This is a genomic window from Microvirga pakistanensis (genome assembly GCF_004458765.1).
Classification (GTDB): Bacteria; Pseudomonadota; Alphaproteobacteria; order Rhizobiales; family Beijerinckiaceae; genus Microvirga; species Microvirga pakistanensis.
In genome coordinates, this window is the sequence record NZ_SPJX01000510.1 from 178,274 (window position 1) to 200,720 (window position 22,447).

Annotated in this window: 18 protein-coding genes; 4 read left to right on the forward strand and 14 right to left on the reverse strand. The window is 65.1% G+C overall.

Going from position 1 to position 22,447, the window contains the following annotated elements; translation table 11 throughout:
- The first annotated feature begins 61 nt into the window (after positions 1-61).
- The 3 genes from E4K09_RS23260 to E4K09_RS23270 all read left to right on the forward strand — a co-directional run bounded on the left by E4K09_RS23260 (position 62) and on the right by E4K09_RS23270 (position 2,890).
- A complete protein-coding gene (locus tag E4K09_RS23260; protein ID WP_134500065.1) occupies positions 62-955 on the forward strand; it encodes an N-acetylmuramic acid 6-phosphate etherase in 894 nt (297 codons plus the stop codon).
- 42 nt (positions 956-997) lie between these two features.
- Complete coding sequence (locus E4K09_RS23265) at positions 998-1,906, forward strand: N-acetylglucosamine kinase (protein WP_134500066.1); 909 nt, start codon at positions 998-1,000, stop codon at positions 1,904-1,906.
- An 81-nt stretch (positions 1,907-1,987) separates the two neighbouring features.
- Positions 1,988-2,890, forward strand: a complete 903-nt coding sequence (locus E4K09_RS23270; RefSeq protein WP_134500067.1) for a sugar kinase — start codon at positions 1,988-1,990, stop codon at positions 2,888-2,890.
- Positions 2,891-3,049: 159 nt separating this feature from the next.
- On the opposite strand, the gene E4K09_RS23275 is transcribed toward E4K09_RS23270, so the two are convergent.
- The 8 genes from E4K09_RS23275 to E4K09_RS23310 all read right to left on the reverse strand — a co-directional run bounded on the left by E4K09_RS23275 (position 3,050) and on the right by E4K09_RS23310 (position 15,360).
- Positions 3,050-4,633, reverse strand: a complete 1,584-nt coding sequence (locus E4K09_RS23275; RefSeq protein ID WP_134500068.1) for a peptide chain release factor 3 — start codon at positions 4,631-4,633, stop codon at positions 3,050-3,052.
- 285 nt (positions 4,634-4,918) lie between these two features.
- The gene (locus tag E4K09_RS23280; RefSeq protein ID WP_134500069.1) at positions 4,919-6,034 is read right to left on the reverse strand and encodes a M14 family metallopeptidase; all 1,116 of its coding nucleotides are present in this window, start codon (positions 6,032-6,034) and stop codon (positions 4,919-4,921) included.
- A 71-nt stretch (positions 6,035-6,105) separates the two neighbouring features.
- A complete protein-coding gene (locus tag E4K09_RS23285) occupies positions 6,106-7,041 on the reverse strand; it encodes a glucokinase (protein ID WP_425293876.1) in 936 nt (311 codons plus the stop codon).
- Between the two features lie 103 nt (positions 7,042-7,144).
- Complete coding sequence (locus E4K09_RS23290) at positions 7,145-8,956, reverse strand: glycoside hydrolase family 15 protein (protein ID WP_134500071.1); 1,812 nt, start codon at positions 8,954-8,956, stop codon at positions 7,145-7,147.
- Position 8,957: 1 nt separating this feature from the next.
- Positions 8,958-9,701 carry a trehalose-phosphatase gene (gene otsB, locus E4K09_RS23295; RefSeq protein WP_134500072.1) on the reverse strand — a complete coding sequence of 248 codons (744 nt, stop codon included), beginning with the start codon at positions 9,699-9,701 and terminating at the stop codon, positions 8,958-8,960.
- Positions 9,702-9,723: 22 nt separating this feature from the next.
- A complete protein-coding gene (locus E4K09_RS23300) occupies positions 9,724-11,958 on the reverse strand; it encodes an alpha,alpha-trehalose-phosphate synthase (UDP-forming) (RefSeq protein ID WP_134500073.1) in 2,235 nt (744 codons plus the stop codon).
- A gap of 303 nt (positions 11,959-12,261) precedes the next feature.
- Positions 12,262-13,584 carry an HlyD family type I secretion periplasmic adaptor subunit gene (locus E4K09_RS23305; protein WP_134500074.1) on the reverse strand — a complete coding sequence of 441 codons (1,323 nt, stop codon included), beginning with the start codon at positions 13,582-13,584 and terminating at the stop codon, positions 12,262-12,264.
- Complete coding sequence (locus E4K09_RS23310; RefSeq protein ID WP_134500075.1) at positions 13,585-15,360, reverse strand: type I secretion system permease/ATPase; 1,776 nt, start codon at positions 15,358-15,360, stop codon at positions 13,585-13,587.
- A 398-nt stretch (positions 15,361-15,758) separates the two neighbouring features.
- Here E4K09_RS23310 and E4K09_RS23315 point away from each other — a divergent pair, with 398 nt between their 5' ends.
- The gene (locus E4K09_RS23315) at positions 15,759-16,574 is read left to right on the forward strand and encodes a hypothetical protein (RefSeq protein WP_134500076.1); all 816 of its coding nucleotides are present in this window, start codon (positions 15,759-15,761) and stop codon (positions 16,572-16,574) included.
- Between the two features lie 275 nt (positions 16,575-16,849).
- On the opposite strand, the gene cydB is transcribed toward E4K09_RS23315, so the two are convergent.
- From cydB to E4K09_RS23345, 6 genes are all read right to left on the reverse strand, one after another.
- Positions 16,850-17,899 carry a cytochrome d ubiquinol oxidase subunit II gene (gene cydB, locus E4K09_RS23320; RefSeq protein WP_134500077.1) on the reverse strand — a complete coding sequence of 350 codons (1,050 nt, stop codon included), beginning with the start codon at positions 17,897-17,899 and terminating at the stop codon, positions 16,850-16,852.
- A 12-nt stretch (positions 17,900-17,911) separates the two neighbouring features.
- Positions 17,912-19,348: a cytochrome ubiquinol oxidase subunit I gene (locus tag E4K09_RS23325; RefSeq protein WP_134500078.1), complete on the reverse strand. Its 1,437-nt coding sequence runs from the start codon at positions 19,346-19,348 to the stop codon at positions 17,912-17,914.
- 130 nt (positions 19,349-19,478) lie between these two features.
- Positions 19,479-20,357, reverse strand: coding sequence for an MBL fold metallo-hydrolase (locus tag E4K09_RS23330; protein ID WP_134500079.1), 879 nt, complete (start codon positions 20,355-20,357; stop codon positions 19,479-19,481).
- A gap of 95 nt (positions 20,358-20,452) precedes the next feature.
- The gene (locus E4K09_RS23335; protein WP_134500080.1) at positions 20,453-20,791 is read right to left on the reverse strand and encodes a hypothetical protein; all 339 of its coding nucleotides are present in this window, start codon (positions 20,789-20,791) and stop codon (positions 20,453-20,455) included.
- Between the two features lie 60 nt (positions 20,792-20,851).
- Positions 20,852-22,048: a DNA topoisomerase IB gene (locus E4K09_RS23340; protein ID WP_134500081.1), complete on the reverse strand. Its 1,197-nt coding sequence runs from the start codon at positions 22,046-22,048 to the stop codon at positions 20,852-20,854.
- Between the two features lie 26 nt (positions 22,049-22,074).
- A complete protein-coding gene (locus tag E4K09_RS23345) occupies positions 22,075-22,404 on the reverse strand; it encodes a SemiSWEET family sugar transporter (protein ID WP_134500082.1) in 330 nt (109 codons plus the stop codon).
- Positions 22,405-22,447 lie beyond the last annotated feature (43 nt).

Here is a 22,447-nt window from a genome sequence, read left to right on the forward strand (position 1 = left end):
CCGCCGCCGATTGCTGGAGCCCCCAACTGGTCCTATATTGGTCTGGGAGAAAGTTGGCAGGATGGCGACAGAACATTTCAGCACCCGCTTCCAGGATCTCGACACCTGGACCAGTTTCGATGTCCTCTCGGCCTTCTACGAGGGACAGCTCTCGGCCCTCGCGGCCGTGAGGCCGTCGCTGCCGGCCATCGCCGCGGCGGCCGAGGAGGCTGCGGCGCGCCTGCGGCGCGGGGGGCGTCTGGTCTATGTGGGCGCCGGCACTTCCGGCCGTATCTGCGTGCAGGACGGCACCGAGCTTCCCCCAACCTTCGATTGGCCCGAGGACAGGCTCGTCTATCTCATCGCCGGCGGCGATCGCGCCATCATGAAGGCGGTGGAGAACGCGGAAGATTCGGTCGAGGAAGGCAGCGCCGGTATCCGCAACAACGATATCGGCCCCAACGACGTGGTGATCGGCGTCGCTGCGAGCGGCCGGACACCGTTCACCATCGCGGCCCTGAAGGAGGCGGCCTCGCGCGGTGCGCAGACCATCGGCATTTCCAACAATGCGAATGCGCCCCTTCTCGATGCCTGCTCCCATCCGATTCTCGCCGACACGGGCGAGGAGGTGATCGCGGGCTCGACCCGCATGAAGGCGGGCACTGCGCAGAAGGTCATCCTGAACCTGCTCTCTTCTCTGATCATGGTGCGGATGGGCCGCGTCTATCGCGGGCTCATGGTGAACATGCGCGCCACGAACGCGAAGCTGCGTCGGCGCAGCGAGATCATGGTTTGCCAGATCACCGATTGCGGCGAGGCCGTCGCCGCGGACGCCATCCTTGAAGCCGGGGGCGACCTGAAGACGGCCGTTCTCATCGCCATGGGAGCCGATCCGAACGAGGCCCGAGAGGCGCTCATGCGCCACGATGGCAATTTGCGCGAGGCCCTGGCAGATTTCCATCAGACAAAGACATAACGCCGCAAAGGGCTGACGGCGGGAAGGGCTTGAAGAAGCGTCATGGCATTGGGGCTTGGCATCGACGCGGGCGGAACTGCGACGCGCTGGCGGTTGGCGGACGATCAGGGCAGCTGCGTCGCGAAGGGCGATGCCGATCCGCTCACCGGCCATTTGTTCTCCGCGGCCGCCGAGGAGCGGGCCCGCCAGATCATCCTCGACATGGCTCAAGCGGTCCTGCGCCATGGCAGGCCCCTCGGCATCATCGCCGGCATCACGGGATTGACCCGAGACACGCCGTCGGAAGCGAAGATGCGCGCCCTCTTCGCGGAGATCTTCGAACTTCGGCCCGAGAAGGTCTTCGTCGCCGAGGACATGTGGATCGCGTACCTGTCCTATTTCGCGCTGGGCGAAGGCATCCTCGTCTACAGCGGCACGGGTTCCATCGGCTACTTCCTGTCCGAGACCAAGGACGTGATCCGCGTCGGCGGACGTGGCAACCTGATCGATGACGGCGGCTCCGGCTTCTGGATCGCCCGCGAAGCCCTCAAGACGGTTCTGCGCAAGGAAGAGGAGAGCCCCGGCGAAGGATGGGCCACGCCCCTCGGCCGATGCCTCGAGAAGGCGCTCGGCGGCACGGACTGGAACCTCGTGCGCTCCTATGTCTATGGCGGCGATAGGGGTAGAACCGGCTTGCTGGCTAAGGCCGTCGGAGAGGCGGCCAAAGCGGACGACGCGACGGCCCTGCGCATCCTGCGTGAGGCCGGTGAGGAGCTTGCCCGCCTGGCCAACAGCCTGACCAAGCGCATCGGGCCCAAGCCCGTGGCCCTCGCGGGCGGCAGCTCCCGCCTGCACCCGATCGTCGCGGAAGCCTTCCGGCACGCTCTCATCGCCCCGGTCGAGCTCATCACCACCGATCTGGACGCGGGGCTCACGGCCGCACGGCTCGCGGCCACATTGACCAGGACGTGAGCATGGCCGCGAGGCTTGCCTAATGCCCGCTCCTCGTCCAAGACTGCTGTCTCCGTTCGGACCGAGACTGTTGTTGAAGCCATGCAAGCTCTTTTCGTAGGCCAGACCTATATCGACGTGACCTTCCTGGCGGACGAGCTCCCCACGGGAGACGACAAGACCGTCGCCCGGGATTATGCCATTTCCTTCGGCGGCAATGCCGTAACGGCAGCCTTCGCCTGCGCCAAGCTCGGCATCGCGCCCGACCTTCTGACCTCCATCGCAGACGACTGGCTGGGGCGCATGTTCATCGACATGGCGGCGAAATACGGCATTTCGGTCCATCACCGGAAAGTGAAGGAATCCTCGCTCTCCTTCATCATGCCCCGGGGCGGAAAGCGCGCCATCGTGCGCTGCCGCGACGATCATTACCTGCATCCGGTGCCGCCGCTCAACCTGCAGAACTGCCGCGCGCTCCATCTCGACGGCCACCAGGCCGACGCGGCGATGCACTATGCCAGGGCCTGCCGCGAGGCCGGAATTCTCACCTCGCTCGACGGGGGCGGCCTGCGCTCCAACACCCATGAGCTTCTCGAATTCATCGACGTCGCCATCGTGGCCGAGCGTCTCTGCGAGCAGATGAACATGACACCGGGCGAGATGCTGACCTACCTGAAAGGCCGCGGCTGCAGGATCGGTGGCGTGACCATGGGTGAGCGCGGCATGCTCTGGTATGACGAGAGCGGCGCCGAGAGCGTGCTGCCGGCGCTCGACGTCCCGGGCTCTCTGGTGGTGGACACCAACGGCGCGGGCGACATCTTCCACGGCTCCTATGTCTATTCGGCCATGGCACGCCCCGAGCTGCCCTGGCGCGAGCATTTCGTCTTCGCCCGCGCGGCATCCGCCCATGCGATCCAACACCTCGGCAACGAGGCGAGCCTGCCGAGCCTGAGGGACGTCGAGGAAACGCAGGCCCGGTTCTCGGAACGCAAGCTGGCGGCATAGGATCCCTCGGCACTACACCGGATCGTCATGGCCGGGCTCGTCCCGGCCATCCACGTCTTGGAGAGCCGCCGCGCAGGAAGACGTAGATCCCCGGATCATGCCCGGGGATGACGGGGACAGCAGCAAAGACCTCTTAAGAGCAGGACGAAAAGGCGGTCGTCAGGCCGCCTTCTTCTGGTAATCCTTCACGTCCGAGAACTGGATCGCTTTGTAGCGGTCCATCTCGTATTGCAGGTTGAAGGTATTGGCCGCCATGAACACGGGCGCTTCGTCGAGATCGCGCGCCATGGCCGAGAGGTGGCTCTCGATGAACTTGTCGAGCTCCTTCGGGTCGTCCGCCGTGATCCAGCGGCAGATCGAGAAGCGCGTCGTCTCGTAATCGATCGGCAGGCCGTATTCGGCGCTCAGGCGCTCCTTGAGCACGTCGAGCTGCAGCGCGCCGACCACGCCCACGATGGCGCCGGAGCCGTCCTGCGGGATGAAGAGCTGGACGACGCCTTCCTCCGCCATCTGCTGCAGCGCCTCGCGCAGCTTCTTCGCCTTCATGGCATCCTGGAGCTTGATGCGGCGCAGGATTTCCGGCGCGAAGCTCGGCACGCCACGGAACACAATGTCCTCGCCCTCGGTGAGCGTATCGCCGATGCGCAGCGTGCCGTGATTGGGAATGCCCACCACGTCGCCGGCCCAGGCCTCGTCGGCAATCGCGCGGTCCTGCGCGAAGAAGAATTGCGGCGTGTTGAGGCTCATGGGCTTGCCCGTGCGCACGAGCTTCACCTTCATGCCGCGCTGGAGCTTGCCAGAGCAGATGCGCATGAAGGCGATGCGGTCGCGGTGGTTCGGGTCCATGTTCGCCTGGATCTTGAACACGAACCCGGTCATGCGGTTCTCGCCCGCCTCCACGAGGCGCTTGTCGGCCTCCTGCCCGCGCGGCGGCGGCGCGTGCTCGGCCAGCGCATCGATGAGATCGCGCACGCCGAAATTGCGCAGAGCGCTGCCGAAGAACACGGGCGTGAGATGGCCTTCACGGAAGGCTTCGAGGTCGAACGGCTTGCAGGCCTCCTGCGCCAGCATCACCTCTTCCTGCCAGGCTTCCGCCTCTTCCGGCGGCAGCAGGCCCACCAGGTTCGGATCGTCGGGTCCGGAGACCGGCGTCGGTTCATCGTCGGTGTCGATTCGACGCACCACGTTGCGGCGCAGGTCGAACGTTCCGGCGAAGCTCTTGCCCTGGCTGATGGGCCAGGTGACCGGAGCGGTATCCAGCGCGAGCGTCTTCTCGATCTCGTCGAGCAGGTCGAAGGGGCTGCGCGCCTCGCGGTCCATCTTGTTGATGAAGGTCACGATCGGGATGTCGCGCATGCGGCACACCTCGAAGAGCTTGCGCGTGCGCGCCTCGATGCCCTTCGCGGCGTCGATCACCATGATGGCCGAATCCACCGCCGTGAGGGTGCGGTAGGTGTCCTCCGAGAAGTCCTCGTGGCCGGGCGTATCGAGAAGATTGAAGACGCAGCCGCCATATTCGAAGGTCATGACCGAGGTCACGACCGAGATGCCGCGCTCCTTCTCGATGCCCATCCAGTCGGAGCGGGTGGAGACGCGGTTCTTCTTGGCCTTCACCTCGCCCGCGAGCTGGATCGCGCCTCCGAACAGCAGAAGCTTTTCGGTCAGCGTGGTCTTACCCGCGTCCGGGTGGGAGATGATGGCAAAGGTTCGGCGGCGGCCCACAGGGGCCGGAAGGTCGGTCATGGCTCTTAAGGTTCTTCAGGAAACCGGGTGGGGGACAGAACGCCGCAGCGCCCTGACCTTTCGTGTCTGTCTTCTCACCCCATATGGGGGTTTCCCGTCAACAACGAAAGGAGGTGATCCAGTGTCTCATTGTCATACCCTACGGTCCCCGGTTGCCGTGACCTGGATCTTGGCCTCTGCCGAGATTGGTGCGTAACGCACAGCAAGGAACGGCCTGAACGGGCCGTGGAACCGACAATGGAAAGGCCGCCTCTCGGGGCGGCCTTTCTTTTTGCCCTGACTGGTTCAGGCGCTCAGCAGCTTGCCCGTGCGCCTGGCAATGGTCCCGGCCACCTTGGCGAGGCGGGTGCCCTGCGTGACGAAGCGGAGCGCGATCCGGGCGAACACCACCCCGTCGCAGGGGGATGTCGCCTGCGAGACAGCGCCGGAATGCGGATCGACGATGTCCGCGATCACGTCGCCGGCCTTCACCTGATCGCCCACCTGGGCCTCGAACACCACAATGCCGGTTGCGGGAGCCAGAACCGGCTCGGATGCCGCGAGAGGGGTCGGCTGGCAGAGCGGGGCCGGAACCTGGGGAGGCTCGCCCGCGATGGCGCCGCGCAGGGTCATGTAGGCCACGAGCGCCGCCGCATCGCGACGGGCCAGTTCATGGCTCACATCCCGCTCGCCTCGGAATTCCAGGGTCGTGGAATGGCAGCCGAAGGGGATCGGGTGATCCTTGAAGCGGTCCGCGAGCTCCGCCCAGGGGCGGCTCAAGGCCTCGTCGAAGGGTTCGTCGCCTGATTCGTCCGCCAGAAGGTAAGCCCGCGCCCCAATGAGCGCCGAGAGGGGCGCGAACTCGTCCGCCGAGCGGGTATGCGTGTAGAGGTGCTCCACGGCCTCGGAATCGCAATGCATGTCGAGGACGATGTCCGCCTCGACGGCCAGTGTCAGCAGCGCCTTCTTCATCGCCTCGGCGGGGTTGCTCGTCTCCCAGGACTCGAGCTCGGCACGCAGAGCCTCGCGGATCAGGCGAACATTGGCCTGCGGATCGGCGGTGAGCTTTCCCTTGATCCGTTCGGCCACCTTAGGGACCAGGTAGGGATAGCCGCGATTGAAGTTGATGCCGTCGGCGAGATTGAAGCGGCCGATGTGGCCGCCAAGAACCCGCTGCGCGAGCCCGATCGGATTGGCGGACGGAACGAGAAGGATCTCGCCCTTGATCTTGCCCTCCGCCTCGAGCGCCGCGAGGCGCTCGCGCAGGTGATGGGCCGCGATCATGCCGGGAATCTCGTCGGCATGGAGGGAGGCCTGCACATAGACGCGCGGGCGCGCGCCGGCCTCCCCGAAGCGGTGAACGGTGAGGGACAGGCCGGCGCCGGGGGCGAGTGGCGAAAGGGCGATCTGTTCTGTTTTCATGATGAGCGGATGATGCTGTCAGCCTGAATGGATTTCCGGTGGACCGAGCGCAGGCATCGAGGCAGCCTGGCTCAAGCGGCCCACCCCTGCGACTTGAACACGAAGCGGCCGGGACTGGTAACGATTGCGGCCAACCCCTGCAAGGCCGGCTCCGGATTGACGATCACGAAAGCCGGCACCCCGCGGGCCCAGGCATCGTGAGGCGCCTTACTGTCGAACGCCTCCCGGAAGCCGCCGTTCTGGAGAATGTCCACCATGCGCGGCGCGATGCCGCCCGCGATGAACACGCCCCCGGAGGATTCGAAGGTCAGCGCCATGTCGCCCGCGTAGCGCCCGAGCCAGCGTGCGAAGAGATCGAGCGCAGCCTGCGCCAGCTCGTCGCCCTCACGGGCCGCGGCGTGAACGTCGTTGGGCTTCGTGTAGGGACAATTCACGCATCGATGGGCGGCCACCGCCTTCGCGATGCGGAACAGGCCGGGGCCGGACAGCACCACCTCGGCGGAAACGCGCCCGCCGACCCGCTCGAGATGCGGCCAGAGCGCCGCCTCTTCCTCGGTCGCGGGACCGAATTCGATATGTCCCGCCTCGGTTGCCAGAATGGCCAGACGATCCTCCACCGGAACCAGCGCTCCCACACCCAGGCCCGTGCCCGGCCCGAGCACGACACGGGCGCCCGGCCCCGGATGTCCGCCGCCGATGGGAGCGAGGTCTCCCTGGTCCTCGGTGAGCACCATCACGGAAGCCGCGACAGGCGTATAGTCGTTGACGAGGGTGACGCGCTCGAGCCCCAGCGCCGTGCCGATCGCCTCGGCGTCGATCACCCACTGGGCGTTGGTGAGGCGGATGGCGGGCGCGTCCACGCGGGTCGCCACCGCGATCATGGCGGACCGGGGCGCCTCGCCCTCATAGCCCTGAAGCGCGATCCTGATCGCGCCGACGGGATCGGGCGTCTGCGCCGTCAGGGCGCGGGGCAGGAGCTGAACGGGCTCTCCGGGTGCGGGCAGCACCGCGAAACGGGCATTGGTGCCGCCGATATCTCCGAGCAGAACGGGAAATGCGAACATCGAGAGAGCCTATCGTCCTTGTCTCACCCCGCCGAAGCGGTCACCTTCAGAGCACGTCTTCCCATCTCCGGCTCAGGCGCACGGCGGAGTTGATGAGACCCACCATGGAGTAGGTCTGGGGAAAGTTGCCCCACAACTCGCCGGTCGTGAAGTCGGCATCCTCGGAAAAGAGACCGAAGGAATTGCGCAAGCTCAGGATGTGCTCGAACAACTCTCTCGCCTCTTCCTTGCGTCCAATGGCGTTCAGAGCATCCACGTACCAGAAGGCGCAGATCATGAAAGCCGTGTGCATGCGCCCGAAATCGTCTTCCACATCATAACGCAGGAGAAGGTCTCCCCGCCGCAAGGTCTTGCCCACCGCATCCACGGTCGCGACGAAGCGGGGATCGTCCGGCTTCACGAAGTTGAGCTCGGAGAGCAGGAGCAGGGTCGCGTCGAGGTGCTCCCCGTCGAAGGACGACACGAAGGTGCCCGTTCTCGGATTGAAGGCCCGCTCGTCGATGATGCGGTGCATCCGATCCGCGTTCTCCCGCCAGAAGGCGACCCGGTCCTCGCGCTCCATGGCCGCGGCGATCTTGGCGAGCCGGTCGCAGGCCGCCCAGCACATCACGCTCGGGAACGTATGCACGGCCGCCTTGGTGCGCAGCTCCCAGGGCCCGGCATCGGGCTGATCGAAGACCTCGATGGCGCGCTGCCCGAGCTTCTCCAGGTGGGAGAACAGGGCCCGGTTGCCGACCGCGCGGGTCAGGCGCTTGTCGAGAAAGGCGTGCACGGAGGCCAGAACGATGCTGCCATAGGCATCGTTCTGAACCTGCGTATAGGCCGCATTGCCCACGCGCACCGGTCCCATGCCGCGGTAGCCCGCCAGCGCCGTGGCCTCGCGCTCCTCCAGATTCGGCGAGCGCGTGATGCTGAACAGCGGCGGCATGTCCTTCTGGTCGGGAATGGCATCCATGTCGTCGACGATGTTGGTGATGTAGGTGAGATACTCCTCCATCGTCTTGGTGGTTCCCAGCCGGTTGAGGGCGTGAATGACGAAATAGGCGTCACGCAGCCAGCAATACCGGTAATCCCAGTTGCGCTGCGTGTTCGGCGCCTCCGGCACCGAGGTGGTGAGCGCGGCCACGATGGCGCCCGTCTCTTCGAAGTTGCAGAGCTTGAGCGTGATTGCGGCGCGGATGACCGCCTCCTGCCAGTCGAACGGGATGGAGAGCGAGCGCACCCAGTCGCGCCAGAATGCGATCGTGCTGTCGAGGAACTCGCGGGCGGTCGTGTCCGCCTCGGAACGAAGCGGCTCGTCCTCCCCGAAGAAGAAGGAAATGGGCCGCTCCACCACGAAGGGGCGCTCCTCGTGCACATAGGAGACGGGAGCGTCCGTGGTGAGTCTCAAGGAGGAATGCGGCCCGACGAACCGCAGGTGATTGCTGCCGCGGGTCGTGCCCGGCGCATAGCTGCCCCATTCGAAATGCGGCCGCAGCCGCACACGGATGCGCGGGCGCCCCTTGATGGGCGTGACGCGGCGGATCAGAAGCGGCGGCCGGAAGGTGCGATCGAAATGCTTGAAGCGGGGTGCGAAGTCCGTGACCTCGAGGATGTTCCCGAAGGAATCCGTCATGCGCGAGACGAGAACGGCCGTGTTCGGCAGATAGTTCTGCTCACAGCTCACCATGCCGACCATGTCGATGGCAAAGACCCCTTTCTGCTCCGCATCCGTTTGTCCCTCGGGGCAATCGAGCAGTGCGGAGAAGACGGGATCGCCATCGAACCGGGGAAAGCAGCTCCAGACGATTTGCGCCCGGCGATCCACCAGGGCCGAGATCATGCAATTGCCGATGACGGCAAGGTCCAGCGAACTCATCTCATCGATCATCCACGTTGAAGGGAAGCAAACCATCCGACGCCCATCCGGACAGGCAATGTCGCAGGTCGGCGGGCGTTCCTAAGCGAATCTTGGCGATCGTCTCTCCGGCACCGATGCGGACGGACACACCGCCGAAGGCGTTCACCGTCTTGAAACCGTTCTCGTCGGTCAGGTCGTCGCCGACGAAGATCGGGCGGCGGCCCCTGTAGGGCGCGGAGTGGAGGAACCGCTCGATGACCTTTCCCTTACCGGCGGCCGAGGGAAGGATCTCCGCCACGGCCTTGCCGTGCTGCAGGCGATATTCGCTCCCGAGCGCTTCCACGGCGGCATGGGCCGTGGACAGCGCGAACTCCTTTTCCTGGGGCGCCAGTCGCCAGTGAATGGCGACCGAACAGCCCTTGTCCTCGATCAGGATGCCGGGCCTTTCGGCAACCACCTTCTGCAGGCGCTCGACCATCCTGCGCAGTTGCGGGTGTTCCTGCGGATCGCAAAGGTGAAGGTTGCCCGCGATGCGCTGCTCGAGGCCATGCAGCCCTGCCATGTCGAACCGGTGAGGCTCGAAATGATGATCGAGAAAGGCGACGGGCCGGCCGCTGACGATGGCGAGCGCGCCGCCGAGCCTCTCCTGAAGGTGAAGAAGGATCTCGGGCAGCGCCGGGTCCACCGAAACGGCGTCGGGACGCTCCACGATATCCACCAGCGTTCCGTCGAAATCGAGGAACAATGCGTATTTGTCTTCCATCGCGGAAGCCTGAACGGGAGCATCATGCATTGGCGGCGGCCCGGTTTCTGCCGGCAGCGATCAGGCGCCGGATCCTCTGACGCTTGCGCAGACGGGAGGCGGCCAGCAACATCTGTCCGGCCCAGCGATACACATTACGCTCTTTCACCTGGTCGCGCATCAGGCGCATCCGCTCGCGCTGTTCGTCCTGGGGCATCGTGAGCGCTCGGTTGATGGCCTGCCCCATCGCATGGGCGTTGTAGGGATTCACGATCAGCGCCTCCGACAGCTCACGGGAGGCGCCCGCGAAGGCGGACAGGATCAGAACGCCTTCCTCGTCGTCCCGCGCGGCCACGAATTCCTTGGCCACGAGATTCATGCCGTCATGCAGGCTCGAGACGATGCAGAGGTCGGCCGCCCTGAACAGCTCGAACACCTCGTCGGGCTCGTGATGCCGGATGAGGAGCTTGATGGGCTCGTAGCCTTCGCTGCCATGGCGCTCGTTGACCTCGCGGGCCAGGGCCTCGGCCTCCTCCTGCAGCTGACGGTAATTCGCCAGCTTGCTGCGGGTGGGGGCCGCCACCTGGACGAAGCAGAAATTGCCGCGCCATTCCGGGTGCTCGGCCAGCAACGCGTCGATCGCCTGCATCCGGTCGAGGATGCCCTTCGTGTAGTCGAACCGCTCGATCCCGACGCCGATGCGCATCTCCGGCGGAAGTCCGAGCCGCTCGCGCACGGCCCGACGGCATTCCTCGACGGGCTTCTGGCCTTCCAGGGCCGTCGGCGGCCACTCGATGGAAATGGGATAGGGGCGGATCTGCGTCTCCTCGCCGCCGAACGTGACCGTGTCCGTCTCGCGGTTGATGCGGCTTTCCACATAGGAATCCACCGCATCCAGGAAGTTGTTGCAATGAGCCTGCGTATGAAACCCCAGGATCGACGAGCCGAGGAGCCCGTCGATGATCTCCTCGCGCCAGGGGCAGATGCCGAAGGTTTCCGCATTCGGCCACGGAATGTGCCAGAACGTCACGATGGTCGCTTGAGGAAGCCTGTTGCGGATCAGGCGCGGCAGGAGCGCGAAATGATAATCCTGCACCAGAATGATCGGATCCTCGCGCTTGGCCTCGGCCACGATGGCGTCGGCGAACTTCTCGTTGACCGACCGGTAATATTGCCAGTCCTGCTCGCGGAAGACCGGCCGCACGAAGGCGATGTGGCAGAGCGGCCAGAGCCCTTCGTTGGCGGCACCGTAGTAATAGCCGTCCTGCTCCTCCTCCGTCAGCCAGACGCGGCGCAGCGTGTAGGACGGGTTGGCCGGCGGCACCGGCACGCGGTCGCTCGGGTCCACCGTGTCCCGGTCGGCCGTTCCGCTGCCATGCGCCACCCATGTTCCGCCGCAGGCCCGCACCACCGGCTCCAGGGCGGACACCAGCCCGCTCGCGGGAATCTGCAGGGAGATCTCGCCATCGGCCGTTCGGTTGTGGATGTAAGGCTCGCGGTTCGAGACCACGATCACCTCGGATCCCGACAATTCGTTGGAGAGGGCGGCACGCAGGGTGTCCGGATTCCAGTCCGTATGCGCCGCGTCGATGGTCCGGCGCGAGGCCTCCAGCTCCTGGAGGACGTCCCGGATCTCCTGGCCGAGAGGGATGATGTTCTCCTCCGCGGGCGCGCCCGCAGCCCCTGCGCGCGCATTCTCCAGAGCCTGCCGGATGGAGGCCAGCCATCGGCGCATGATGAATGCCGCGATCAGGGCCGCAAGGGCGGACGCCCCGAAGGCGACGCCGGCAAGCGCCAGGAAGAGATAGTTCCGGGCCTCCCCTCCCCGCCGGTCCGCATAGCTCAGATCGTGGAGCACCACGAGATGCCCTTCCCGCCCCGATGCGGTCAGGGGGAAGGAACTGACGAGAATCTCGCGGCCTTCGCTGCTGATGGTGGACGAGCTCACGGCTCCGCCCCTGGCGGCCTGCTCGCAGGAGAAGGAAGGCGGCATGTTCCGCGTCGGCGCGCGCAATTCCGCTCCGTCGCAATAGCCGATGGCGAGAACCCGTTCGTCGGAGGCGATTCGCTCGAAGAAACCCGCGAGCCGTCCCGCATCGTTGCCCGCCAGGAGGCCGGCGACCTGATCCCGCGCGGCGTTGAAGACGAGCTGGGAACGCAGCTCCACATCCCGCCGCGCCCATTGCTCGACGAAGGATGTGGCGAACGGGAGAACGGCCAGGATGACGATGGCCGCGACAAGCAACGCAATACCGCCGAAGCGAAAGATAATCCTCAACCCTCTGCTTCCTCAGGATGTCCAAGACAGTTCGGAGGACCGAAGCCTCAACATCGGAAAGGTTCGGTGTTTTGCTTCCGTCCGGGAGCAGCCCGAAGGCCGGCCCGCCCCTGTTATGGGCCTTTCTCCGGAACTTTCCAGGCTTAGATCCCGGCTGTGCAACCCAGACATTAAAAACCGCAGCCGGCTTGATGGGCCGGCTGCGGTCTGTAAAGGGCAAACCTTTGGAGAACCTTAGAGCATCGGACGTGAAAAGTGGAATCCACTTTTCACTGACGCGGCCCTCTGGATTCGCGCGATGCGCTAGTGCTCGCGGAATGCGCGGGCGATCTGGTCCTTCATGGGCTTGAAGAAGTACTCGAACGGCGTGCGCTCGTTGACCTCGACGAAGACCTCCGCCTGCATGCCGGCGATGAGATGCAGTCCTTCGAGGCGCTTGATCTCCTCCGGCGACAGCTCCACCCGGATCGTGTAGAAGGTCGCGCCCGTCTGCTGGTCGCGGGACACATCCGCCGAGATCCGGCTGACCTTGCCGTGCAGGTCGGGCATCGTGCGCGCATTGGAAGCGTGCACCTTCACGGTCGCCTTCTGTCCCAGCTTCACCTGGTCGATCTCGTTGGGCAGAACCTTGGCCTCGAGCTCGAGCTTGTCGTTGATGGGAACGATGAACATGACGGGCTCGGCCGGGGAGATGACACCGCCGATGGTGTGCACGTTCAGCTGATGGACATAGCCGTCGCTGGGCGCGCGGATATCGATGCGCTTCAGCTGGTCTTCCGCCGCCACCCGCCGCTCCGTGTACTCGGCGACCTTGCTCTGGATGTCGCGCAGTTCCTGCATCGCCTCGGCACGCATCTGCTCGTCGATCTGGATGATCTGGAACGAGGTTTCCGCGATGCGGCTCTCCGCCTGGGCCACGGAGGCGACGAGCTGGCCGCGCTGGCCTTCGATGCTGGCGGCATCACGCTCGAGCGCGTTCAGGCGCGGGAGCTGCACGAGGTTCTTCTCGTAGAGGTCGCGAACGCCCTTGAGCTCCTCCTTGATCAGTTCCGCTTCTCTGGCCTTCGCCTCCTGCTGCGCCTTCAGGCCCGAGATCTCGTCCTGCGACTGGGCGATGCGCTTCTTGAGCTGGTCCTTCTGGGCCTCCCTCGAGGCGCGGCGCGCCTGGAAGAGCGTGCGCTCCGAGGACATGATCTTCTGAATCGCCGGATCGTTGATGCGAGCCGCGAACTCGGCCGGCATCTCGACTTCGCCGACACCGTCACGCTCGGCCTCCAGGCGTGCCTGGCGTCCGATATACTCATCGAGCTGCTTGGACACGACCTGGAGATTGGCGCGCGTCAGCGTCTCGTCGAGACGGATCAGGAGATCGCCCGACTTGACGCGGTCGCCGTCCTTCACCTTCAGCTCCCCGACGATGCCGCCGGTGGAATGCTGGATCTTCTTGACGCTGCTGTCGACGACGAACTGGCCGCCGGCCACGACGGCACCCGACAGGGTCGAGGTTGCCGCCCAGAGGCCGATCGTCCCCGCGAACAGGGCGATCATCGCCAGACCCGCGACGCCCGACTGGCGCAGAACCTTCTCGTGCATCGAAGGCTTCTGGGGCTTCTGCATGACAATCATTTAACCAACCTCCCGCAGGTTGCCGGCCTGCGCCTGCGCCGGCTGCACCCGAACCGTGGGAGCTTGCGCCGGAGCTGTATTGCGTTTCATCACACCCTGCAGAACCTCGTCCCGCGGGCCGATGGCCTTGATGCGGCCTTCTTCCATGATGGCGACCTGATCGACCTGACCCAGCGCGGCCGGGCGGTGGGTGATGACGATGACGATGCCGCCACGCTGCCGAACGGACAGGATTGCTTGGTTCAGAGCCTCGTCCCCTGCCCCGTCGAGGCTGGCGTTCGGCTCGTCGAGCACCACCAGGAACGGATCGCCGTAGAGGGCCCGAGCCAGAGCGACGCGCTGCCGCTGGCCGCCCGACAGGGAGGCTCCGCTTTCGCCGATGCGCGTATCGTAGCCGTCCGGCAGGTTGAGGATCAGCTCATGGGCTCCGGCTGCCTTCGCGGCCGCGATGATGTGCTCCGGCTTCGGGTCCGGATGGAAGCGTGAAATGTTTTCGGCCACCGTGCCTTCGAACAGCTCCACGTCCTGCGGCAGATAGCCCACGTGGCGGCCGAGGCTGTCGGGCTCCCACTGGTCGAGCGCGGCGCCGTCGAGGCGGATCTCGCCGCGCATGGTCGGCCACACGCCGACGAGCGCACGCGCCAGCGTCGACTTGCCAGAGGCGCTCGGGCCGATCAGGCCCAGGCCCTGGCCGGCCTGGAGCCTCAAGGTGGCGGCCTGCACGATCGGGAACTGCGCGCCCGGGGCGGAAACGTAAACCTCTTCCAGGGCCACGAACTGCTTCGGAGCCGGCAGCGGCATGCGCTGGCCCTGCGGCGGGACGAGGGTCATGATGTGCTGGAGGCGGCGGTAGGCCTGACGCGAGGCGGTGAAGCCCTTCCAGTGCGCCACGGCGATCTCGATGGGTGCGAGAGCGCGGGACATCAGGATCGAGCCGGCGATCATGAGGCCGCCCGACATCTGCCCCTCGATCACCAGGAGGGCGCCCAGACCCAGGATGCCCGATTGAAGGACCATGCGGAACACCTTGGCGAAGGCGCTGATCCCGGCCGAGGCTTCGCTGACCGCGAGACCGTCGTTGACGTGACGGACATGCACCTGGTCGTAGCGCTTGCCGAGATAACCCAGCATGCCGAGGGCGCGGATCGCCTCCGCGTTGCGGCGGCTCGTTTCCGCCATGGCGTGCCGCTCCGCGCCGCTCTTCGTCACCTCGTAGGACGGCTCTTTGCTCTTGGCGTCCGTGTAGATCGTGAGAAGAATGATGCAGACGCCGCCGATCACGGACATGATGCCGACCCAGGGATGGATCATGAAGCAGCCGATGAGGAAGATCGGCATGAAGGGCATGTCGAAGAGAGCCGTGGGTCCGAGGCCCGACAGGAAGCCACGGATCGTGTCCACGTCCCTGACCGGCTGCATGCTCTCGGAGGCTTTAGCACCCTTCAGGGGCATCGTGGCCACCAGGTCGAACACGCGGGGGGCGAGGATCTCGTCGAAGCGGGCGCCGATGCGAGCCAGCATCTTGCCGCGCAGCATGTCGAGACCGCCCGAGAGGGCATAAGCGGCCAGCGTGATCAGCGAGAGACCGACAAGGGTCGGGATGCTCCGGCTCGACAGCACGCGGTCATAGACCTGGAGCATGTAGATCGAACCGGTCAAAGCCAGGATGTTAACGACCGCTGAGAAGATGGCCACGTTCGTAAAGGACGGTAAGCACGATTTCAGCGCGTCCTGGACCTCTGTGCTCTCTTCCCGATTTCTCGATGCCTGCTTCATTTATCTTCTTTCCATCGATGGTCCGGCTCCGCGGCACACCGTTCAGCTCCGCGCCATAAGGCACGGTATATCCTAGCACGACCTTGGCTGTCTCGCGACAGCCTTGGAGGCGGGCCTTTGGAACGCAAGAACATATTAACAGGCCTGGACTGGATTTCCGGGCACGCTCATAAGCTCTTAAGGATATTGAAATGCCCCAAAGTCGGCGTCTTCCGTTACGCCACGTGTCTTGTAACCATATTTCGTACTAGAATGTCAACTGAAAGTGTCGTCAAGATTTAGGCTGCCTTTGCTTCCTCTCTATTTAGAGGGGAAGCGTAGCGGAACCTTCATTTCACGAATAACTCTTTGTAAATATTTATAGTTAATCATGTGTGACACAGAAATGAGGTCGCATTATGGACAAATCCGACAGCTTCCGCCCTGCCCCGGCCACGCCGTCCCGAACCAGCGAGTTGGGGCCCGGCACCATGCAGATCGACCCGGAGGCGAGCGCCGCCCTGGCGGCAGCCGTCAGGAGCGCCCGCCCGGACCAGCCGGCGTCGGCCACCGAGCCTCCGGCGCCCGCAAAGACCCGAAAGCTCCCCGTGAAAGGCTCGATTCTGGCCCAGTCGGCAGCAGCCCTTCTCCTCATCGGCGCGGGCTGGCTTGCGTCCTATACGGGAACCCTCGGCACGCGGGACGCGATCCGCCAGATGGAAGCCGAGGCGGCCCGCAGCCACGAGATCTTGGCCAAGCTGTCCGATGACTTGGCTGCGCTCAAGCGCACGACGGCGGCCGCCCGCGACGTCCAGCAAACCTCCTCCATCGCGGCTTCCGGCCAGGCCAAGCTCGCCGAAAAGATCGACCGCCTCGCGGTTGCCGTCCAGGACCCGGGCAAGAAGCTGACCTCCCTCGAGGAGCGTCTGACCCGCATGGAGGGCCAGATCACCGCGAGCCTGAACAGCCTCAGCGCGGCAAAGCCCGCCCCCACGCCCCCGCAGCAGACCGCTCCGCCCGTGCCGCCGGCCCCGACCCCGGCCGAACCCGTCGAAGGCTGGGTCCTGCGCGAGGTCTCCAACGGCACGGCTCTCGTGGAGGGGCGCACCCGCGGCCTCTACGAGGTGGTGCCCGGCAACGTCATCCCGGGCGTGGGCCGCGTGGAAGCGATCGAGCGGCGCGGCGGGCGCTGGGTGGTGGTGACCGCCAAGGGCGTCATCGGCACCACGCGCTAGAGCATCGGACGTGAAAAGTGGAGTCCACCTTTGGGCTCCAATCTGATGCTCCACTCTTGGGAGAGCGCATCGTTCGACGCGGCCCTCTGGGTCCGCACGATGCGCGAGGGCTCAGCGCGGAACGATGAGCTTCAACCCATGGACCAGGGCCGCGAAGGCCGCGAGGCTTGCGACATAGAGAGCCAAGAACCAGAGCAGGCGCCTGTATCGGACCCAGAAGTGGGATCCACTTCTGGGATCCATCCGATCCGAATGACGCCGGGGACCCGCCTGCATCAATGATACCCGTAGCCGCCGCCCTGAATCTCGTCGGCGACCTTTCCGCGGAACACATAATAGGCATAGGCCGTGTAGGCGAACGTGATCGGCAGCACGATCGCAAATCCCACGAGCGCGAAGAGCTGGGAATTGACCGTGTTGGCCGTGTCCCAGATCGTCAGGTTCGGCGGCACGTTGTAGGGGAACAGGCTGACGCCGAGTCCGAGATAGCCGAGCAGGAACAGACCGATCGCTAGGAAGAACGGCCGATAGTGCCGCCCCTCCTCCAGGTCGCGGAACAGCCGGTAGGCCGTGTAGATCGTGATCAGCGGGATGGGCGCGAGAAACGCCATGTTGGGCCAGGAGAACCAGCGCGCCTCGATCTGCCGCCCGAGGAACGGAACCCACACGGACACCACCGCCATGGCGATGATCGTCGCGATCAGGAAGCGGACCGCCATGCGCCGCGCCCAGATCTCGAGTTCGCCCGTGGTCTTCATCACGCACCAGGTCGAGCCGAGAAGACCATAGCCGCAGATGAGGCTGAGGCCCGTGACCACACTGAAGGGCGTGAGGAAATCGAAGGTGCCGCCGGTGAACTGGCGCCCATCGGTGGAGAAGCCCTGCACGAAGGCGCCGAGCACCATGCCCTGGAAGAAGGTCGCGAGCAGGGAGCCGAAGAAGAACGCGTTGTCCCACAGGAATTTCGAGCGCTCGGACTTGAAGCGGAATTCGAAGGCCACGCCGCGAAAGATGAGCGCGATCAGCATGAGGATGATCGGCACGTAGAGCGCCGGCATGAGCACCGCATAGGCGATGTGGAACACCGCGAAGAGACCGCCCCCGCCGAGGATGAGCCAGGTCTCGTTGCCGTCCCAGATGGGAGCCACGGAAAACATCATCCGGTCGCGCCAGTTCTCGCTGTAAGCCGCCTTGAACAGGATGCCGACGCCGAGATCGAATCCGTCGACGATCACGTACATCGCGACCGCCACCGCGATCAGGCCCGACCAGATCAACGGCAGCCAGAAGGCCAGACCCTCGTATTCGTTGCCGAAACCGAACATGCTCTCGCCCTCCTATTCCGCCGGCTGCGCCCGATGGCCGGGCCTGCCCTCGATGCCCTCGTCCGGCACGGAGAGCGGACGCTTCGGCTTCTTGCCGATGTCGTCGCCGCGGATGTCCTCGACCGGATCCGGCCCGCGCCGCAGGAGCTTGGCGAGATAGTAGGACCCGAACCCGAACACGAAGGCGTAGACGACCAAGAAGGTGATCAGCGACGCCGTCACCGCGCCCGCCGCGACGGGCGAGACGGCATCGGCCGTGCGCAGCAATCCGTAGACCACGTAAGGCTGACGGCCGATCTCCGCGGTGAACCAGCCGAACAGCACCGCGCCGAATCCGGACGGGGTCATGAGCATCGTGGCAGTCAGGAAGGTTCTGTTGGTGAACAGCGTTCCCTTCCAACGCAGATAGAGGCTCCACAGGCCGATGCCCAGCATGGCGAAGCCCAGGCCCACCATGATGCGGAAGGAGAAGAACACGGGCCAGACCGGCGGACGATCCTCCCGCGGCACCTCCTTGAGGCCCGGCACCACGCCGTCATACGCGTGGGTCAGAACCCAACTGCCGATCTTCGGGATGCCGATCTCGTAACGGTTGGTTTCCGCCTCCTCGTCGGGAACGGCGAAGAGGCGCAGCGGCATGTTGGACATGCGCTCCCAGTTGCCCTCGATGGCCGCGAGCTTCGTCGGCTGATGCTTCAGCACGGCCAGCCCGTGAAGATCGCCGATGACGATCTGGACCGGCACGAAGATGGCGGCAAACCACAGGGCCATCGACATGGAACGCCGCGAGGCCGCGAGTTTGGCCTCCGGCGCGTCGTGCGGATGGCGCAGCAGCATCCAGGCCGACATGCCGGCGACCGCGAAGGCCGTGGTGATGTAGCAGCCCATCACCATATGCGCGTAGCGCAAGGGGAACGAAGGATTGAAGACGATCCTGAACCAGTCGACCGGCACCGCCTTGCCGTTCTCGATGGCATAGCCGTCCGGCGTCTGCATCCAGGAATTGGCCGACAGAATCCAGAAGGCTGAAATCAGCGTGCCCAAAGCCACCATGCAGGTGGCGAAAAAATGCAGCCGGTCGCCCACCTTCTCCCAGCCGAACAGCATGATCCCGAGAAACGCCGCCTCCAGGAAGAAGGCGGTGATGACCTCGTAGGCGATGACGGGCCCGAGCACGTTGCCCGTATATTCGGAGAAGCGCGACCAGTTGGTTCCGAACTGGTAGCTCATGACGATGCCCGATACGACGCCGAGGCCGAAGGAGACGGCGAAGATCTTGACCCAGAACCGGAAGAGATTGCGGTAGAGCGGATTTCCCGTCCGCAGCCAGTTGAATTCCAGCGCGGCGAGCCAGCTCGCAAGGCCGATGGTGAAAGCCGGAAAGATGATGTGGAACGAGATCGTGAACGCAAACTGGATGCGCGACAGCATCAGGGCATCAAGTTCCATACCGCTTCCCCTTCAACGTCCTGTCTTGCCTTCTAGGGCATCGGACCCAAAAGTGGAGTCCGCTTTTGGGATCCAATCCGATGCTCGACTTTTGAACGGAGCAGGCGGTGTGAAACCAGGGGCCGTGGCGCTATGAGTACTGCCGACCCGGAATAAAGTCTGACTGAAGCGGCCGCCAGCCGGTGCTGAGACGCTGCAAGGCCTCGAGCTCGACCGGGTCGTGACTGCAGAAGATTCGCACGTTGCTGGCGCGGTCGTTCGCCAGGGCCCGCAGCCGGTCCTGGTTGCGCAGGCGCAGGGTCCGGTTCTCCTCCATCAGCTTCTGGTAGGCGAGAAGACCCGGCGTGCAGGACGGCTCCTCGTCCATTTCATGTCGATGGAAATAGGCATCCCCCGCATTGAGGAGCCAGCCCTCCGGCGTATCGATGGCGATGCCCGCATGCCCCATCGTGTGGCCGGGCAGCGGCACCATCAGGATCTCGGGCGGCAGGCCGTCGAGATCGCGTACGGACTTGAACCCGAACCAATCCTCCCCGGACGGATCGTAGAAGCGCCAGTCGCGCACCCCGTCCCACTGCTCGGGGCGGTAGCGCCTGCGATGGATGAAGCCCTGGCGCACCTCGGCCTCCTCCAGCTCGGCGCGCAGCACATGAACCGTTGCCTGTGGGAAATCCTCCAGGCCGCCCGCGTGATCGAAATCGAGATGGGTCAGGACGATGTGACGGACATCATGGGGCGAGAAGCCCAGGCTCCTCACCTGCTCCAGCGCCGTGTAGCGATGCTCGAGCTGGATCCGGTTCACATGGACGAACAACGGGCTGATCCGCTCATAGGGATCCTCCACGTCGCGGGACCCGATGCCGGTGTCGACGAGCACGAGGCCGTGGCGGTCGGTCTCGATCAGCTGGCAATGGCACACCAGCTGTCCGGTCAGCCCACGGCTCACCCCGTCCCAAAGCCTTCCTCCCACGGGGCACATGCAGCCGCAATTGAGATGATGGACGCGCATGGGAGGCCTCGCTGATGGGACAGAGCGAAACCCTAACGCCACAGCTCAGGGAAATGTTCGAGATGCGAAAGAACCCTGCGGTCAGGCTCTGGCGGCTACTTGCGGCATGCGAAAGGCGGGAAGGTGCTGGCCGTTCCCGCGTTCATGGCGGCCACGACCATCATGTTCGCCAGCGCCAGCTCCTCCTCGGAGCGGGGACAGACATCCCCGTCGGCCGTGCATCCGGACGCCAGGAAGGCTTCATGCCGGTCGAGAAATTCCTGCCCCAGACCCTTCGCCTTCGTGCGCGCGAGCGCCTCGTCCCAGGCCTTCTTGTAGCGGGTGCATTTCACCTCGACCCAGCTCGGCTCCCGGGCCGGCGCGCTTGAGGCGCCGATCACCGCCCCTGCGAGCGCGGCCATGAGAACGGCAAGTGTGGTGATCGAACGGCCCATCTGACCCGCAGCTCCTGTTCCGGCGCGGTGGAGCACGGGGAGGGCGCTCGGGTCAAGAGGTCAGGCCCGCATCTCGGGCGCGTTCTTGCCGGACAGGGTCTTGGCCCGTTTGCCGGCCTGTTTCCCGCCGGATGGCGAACGACGGCGCTTGGCCGGCTTCTTCGCCGTCTCGTCGATCTCGCGGGAGAGCCGCTCCTGCAGCAGGCTCAGCACCGCCGCCTCTTCGGGTCTGAGCGACGGGAGGTCGTCACGCAGCTCGGCTTCGATTTCCCGCTTGATCTCGATGAGCAGTCCGCCATCGAGGTAGCAGGAGAACACCTCCGGATGCACATAGCACTTGCGGCAGATGGTGGGGGTGTTGCCCAGGCGGGCGGAAACCTGCTCGATCGCCGCGCGGATGTTCTTCTTGGCCTTCGCCTCGCTGTCGAACTGCTCGAACTCGGCGAGCGCCAGGGCCGCGAGCACGGTGCCGGCCCAGGTGCGGAAATCCTTGGCGGTGATGTCGCGTCCGGTGATGTCCTTGAGATAGGCATTCACGTCCGAGGACGTGACCGACTGGCGCTCGCCGTTCTCGTCGAGATACTGGAACAGATCCTGCCCCGGCAGGTCCTGGCACGCCTTCACGATCTTCGCGACGCGGCGGTCCTTCACCTGCAGTTTCCAGGTCTTGCCGCTCTTGCCCTTGAACTGGAAACGCAGCTCGCTGCCGTCCACCTTCACGTGCGGATCGCGCAGGGTGGTCAGGCCATAGCTCTTGTTCTGCTTCGCGTAATCCTCGTTGCCGACGCGGATCAGGGTGTTCTCGAGGAGATGCACCACCGTGGCCAGCACCTTCTCCCGGGACAGGCCGCGCTGGCTCATGTGCTCGTCGATGGTCTTGCGGATGGCCGGCAGGCCCTTGGCGAATTCGAGCATGCGCTCGTATTTCGTGCTCTCGCGAACCTCCCGGAAAGCGGGATGATAGCGGTATTGCTTGCGCCCCTTCACGTCGCGGCCCGTCGCCTGGATATGGCCGTTGGCTTTGGAGCAGATCCACACATCGGTATAGGCGGGCGGAATGGCGAGCGACCTGATCCGGTCGAGGGTGGCCCGATCGTCCACCTTCTTCCCGTCGGGCCCCAGATAGGTGAAGCCTTTGCCGGATTTCTTGCGCCGGATGCCCGGTTCCTCGTCGGAAACGTACACGAGCCCCGCCGTTTCGGCGGCATCGCGCGGATCGACGATGGAATCGGCGGAGGGATTCGGGTCCAGCAACATGTCTTGCCCTGTCTTGAAGCAGAGGATCAACCGGACTGCGCCATGCCGGGTTCCTTCCGCGGGCCTGCGGCAGACTTGTCCACCCGCGCCTCCTGGCGGTCGTTGCGGATCTTCAGGAACAGGATGGCGCCGCTCAAGGCTAAGCTCAGCAGGTTGAAGATGATGAGCGGCATGGCGCCGATCAGGAACCCGTAGAGCGACCACAGGGTGAAGGCGGTCACCGTCACCAGGTACATGCGCTTCGAGATCGCCGCCGTGTCGCGCTCCCGCCACGCTTTCAGCACCTGCGGGACGAAGCTCGCCGTGGACAGAATTCCCGCAACCGTCGCCAGGATCGTCGGCAACCACTCGCTCATTCACGCCTCCCTTCCAGGCCGGATGCAACGGGCGGGGAAAAGA

What these genes read in the sequence shown, in the direction of transcription:
- E4K09_RS23260 (WP_134500065.1), top strand. Translation starts at nt 62, where the DNA reads ATGGCGACAGAACATTTCAGCACCCGCTTCCAGGATCTCGACACCTGG.
- E4K09_RS23265 (WP_134500066.1), top strand. Translation starts at nt 998, where the DNA reads ATGGCATTGGGGCTTGGCATCGACGCGGGCGGAACTGCGACGCGCTGG.
- E4K09_RS23270 (WP_134500067.1), top strand. Translation starts at nt 1,988, where the DNA reads ATGCAAGCTCTTTTCGTAGGCCAGACCTATATCGACGTGACCTTCCTG.
- E4K09_RS23275 (WP_134500068.1), bottom strand. Translation starts at nt 4,633, where the DNA reads ATGACCGACCTTCCGGCCCCTGTGGGCCGCCGCCGAACCTTTGCCATC.
- E4K09_RS23280 (WP_134500069.1), bottom strand. Translation starts at nt 6,034, where the DNA reads ATGAAAACAGAACAGATCGCCCTTTCGCCACTCGCCCCCGGCGCCGGC.
- E4K09_RS23290 (WP_134500071.1), bottom strand. Translation starts at nt 8,956, where the DNA reads ATGAGTTCGCTGGACCTTGCCGTCATCGGCAATTGCATGATCTCGGCC.
- otsB (WP_134500072.1), bottom strand. Translation starts at nt 9,701, where the DNA reads ATGGAAGACAAATACGCATTGTTCCTCGATTTCGACGGAACGCTGGTG.
- E4K09_RS23305 (WP_134500074.1), bottom strand. Translation starts at nt 13,584, where the DNA reads ATGATTGTCATGCAGAAGCCCCAGAAGCCTTCGATGCACGAGAAGGTT.
- E4K09_RS23310 (WP_134500075.1), bottom strand. Translation starts at nt 15,360, where the DNA reads ATGAAGCAGGCATCGAGAAATCGGGAAGAGAGCACAGAGGTCCAGGAC.
- E4K09_RS23315 (WP_134500076.1), top strand. Translation starts at nt 15,759, where the DNA reads ATGGACAAATCCGACAGCTTCCGCCCTGCCCCGGCCACGCCGTCCCGA.
- cydB (WP_134500077.1), bottom strand. Translation starts at nt 17,899, where the DNA reads ATGTTCGGTTTCGGCAACGAATACGAGGGTCTGGCCTTCTGGCTGCCG.
- E4K09_RS23325 (WP_134500078.1), bottom strand. Translation starts at nt 19,348, where the DNA reads ATGGAACTTGATGCCCTGATGCTGTCGCGCATCCAGTTTGCGTTCACG.
- E4K09_RS23330 (WP_134500079.1), bottom strand. Translation starts at nt 20,357, where the DNA reads ATGCGCGTCCATCATCTCAATTGCGGCTGCATGTGCCCCGTGGGAGGA.
- E4K09_RS23335 (WP_134500080.1), bottom strand. Translation starts at nt 20,791, where the DNA reads ATGGGCCGTTCGATCACCACACTTGCCGTTCTCATGGCCGCGCTCGCA.
- E4K09_RS23340 (WP_134500081.1), bottom strand. Translation starts at nt 22,048, where the DNA reads ATGTTGCTGGACCCGAATCCCTCCGCCGATTCCATCGTCGATCCGCGC.
- E4K09_RS23345 (WP_134500082.1), bottom strand. Translation starts at nt 22,404, where the DNA reads ATGAGCGAGTGGTTGCCGACGATCCTGGCGACGGTTGCGGGAATTCTG.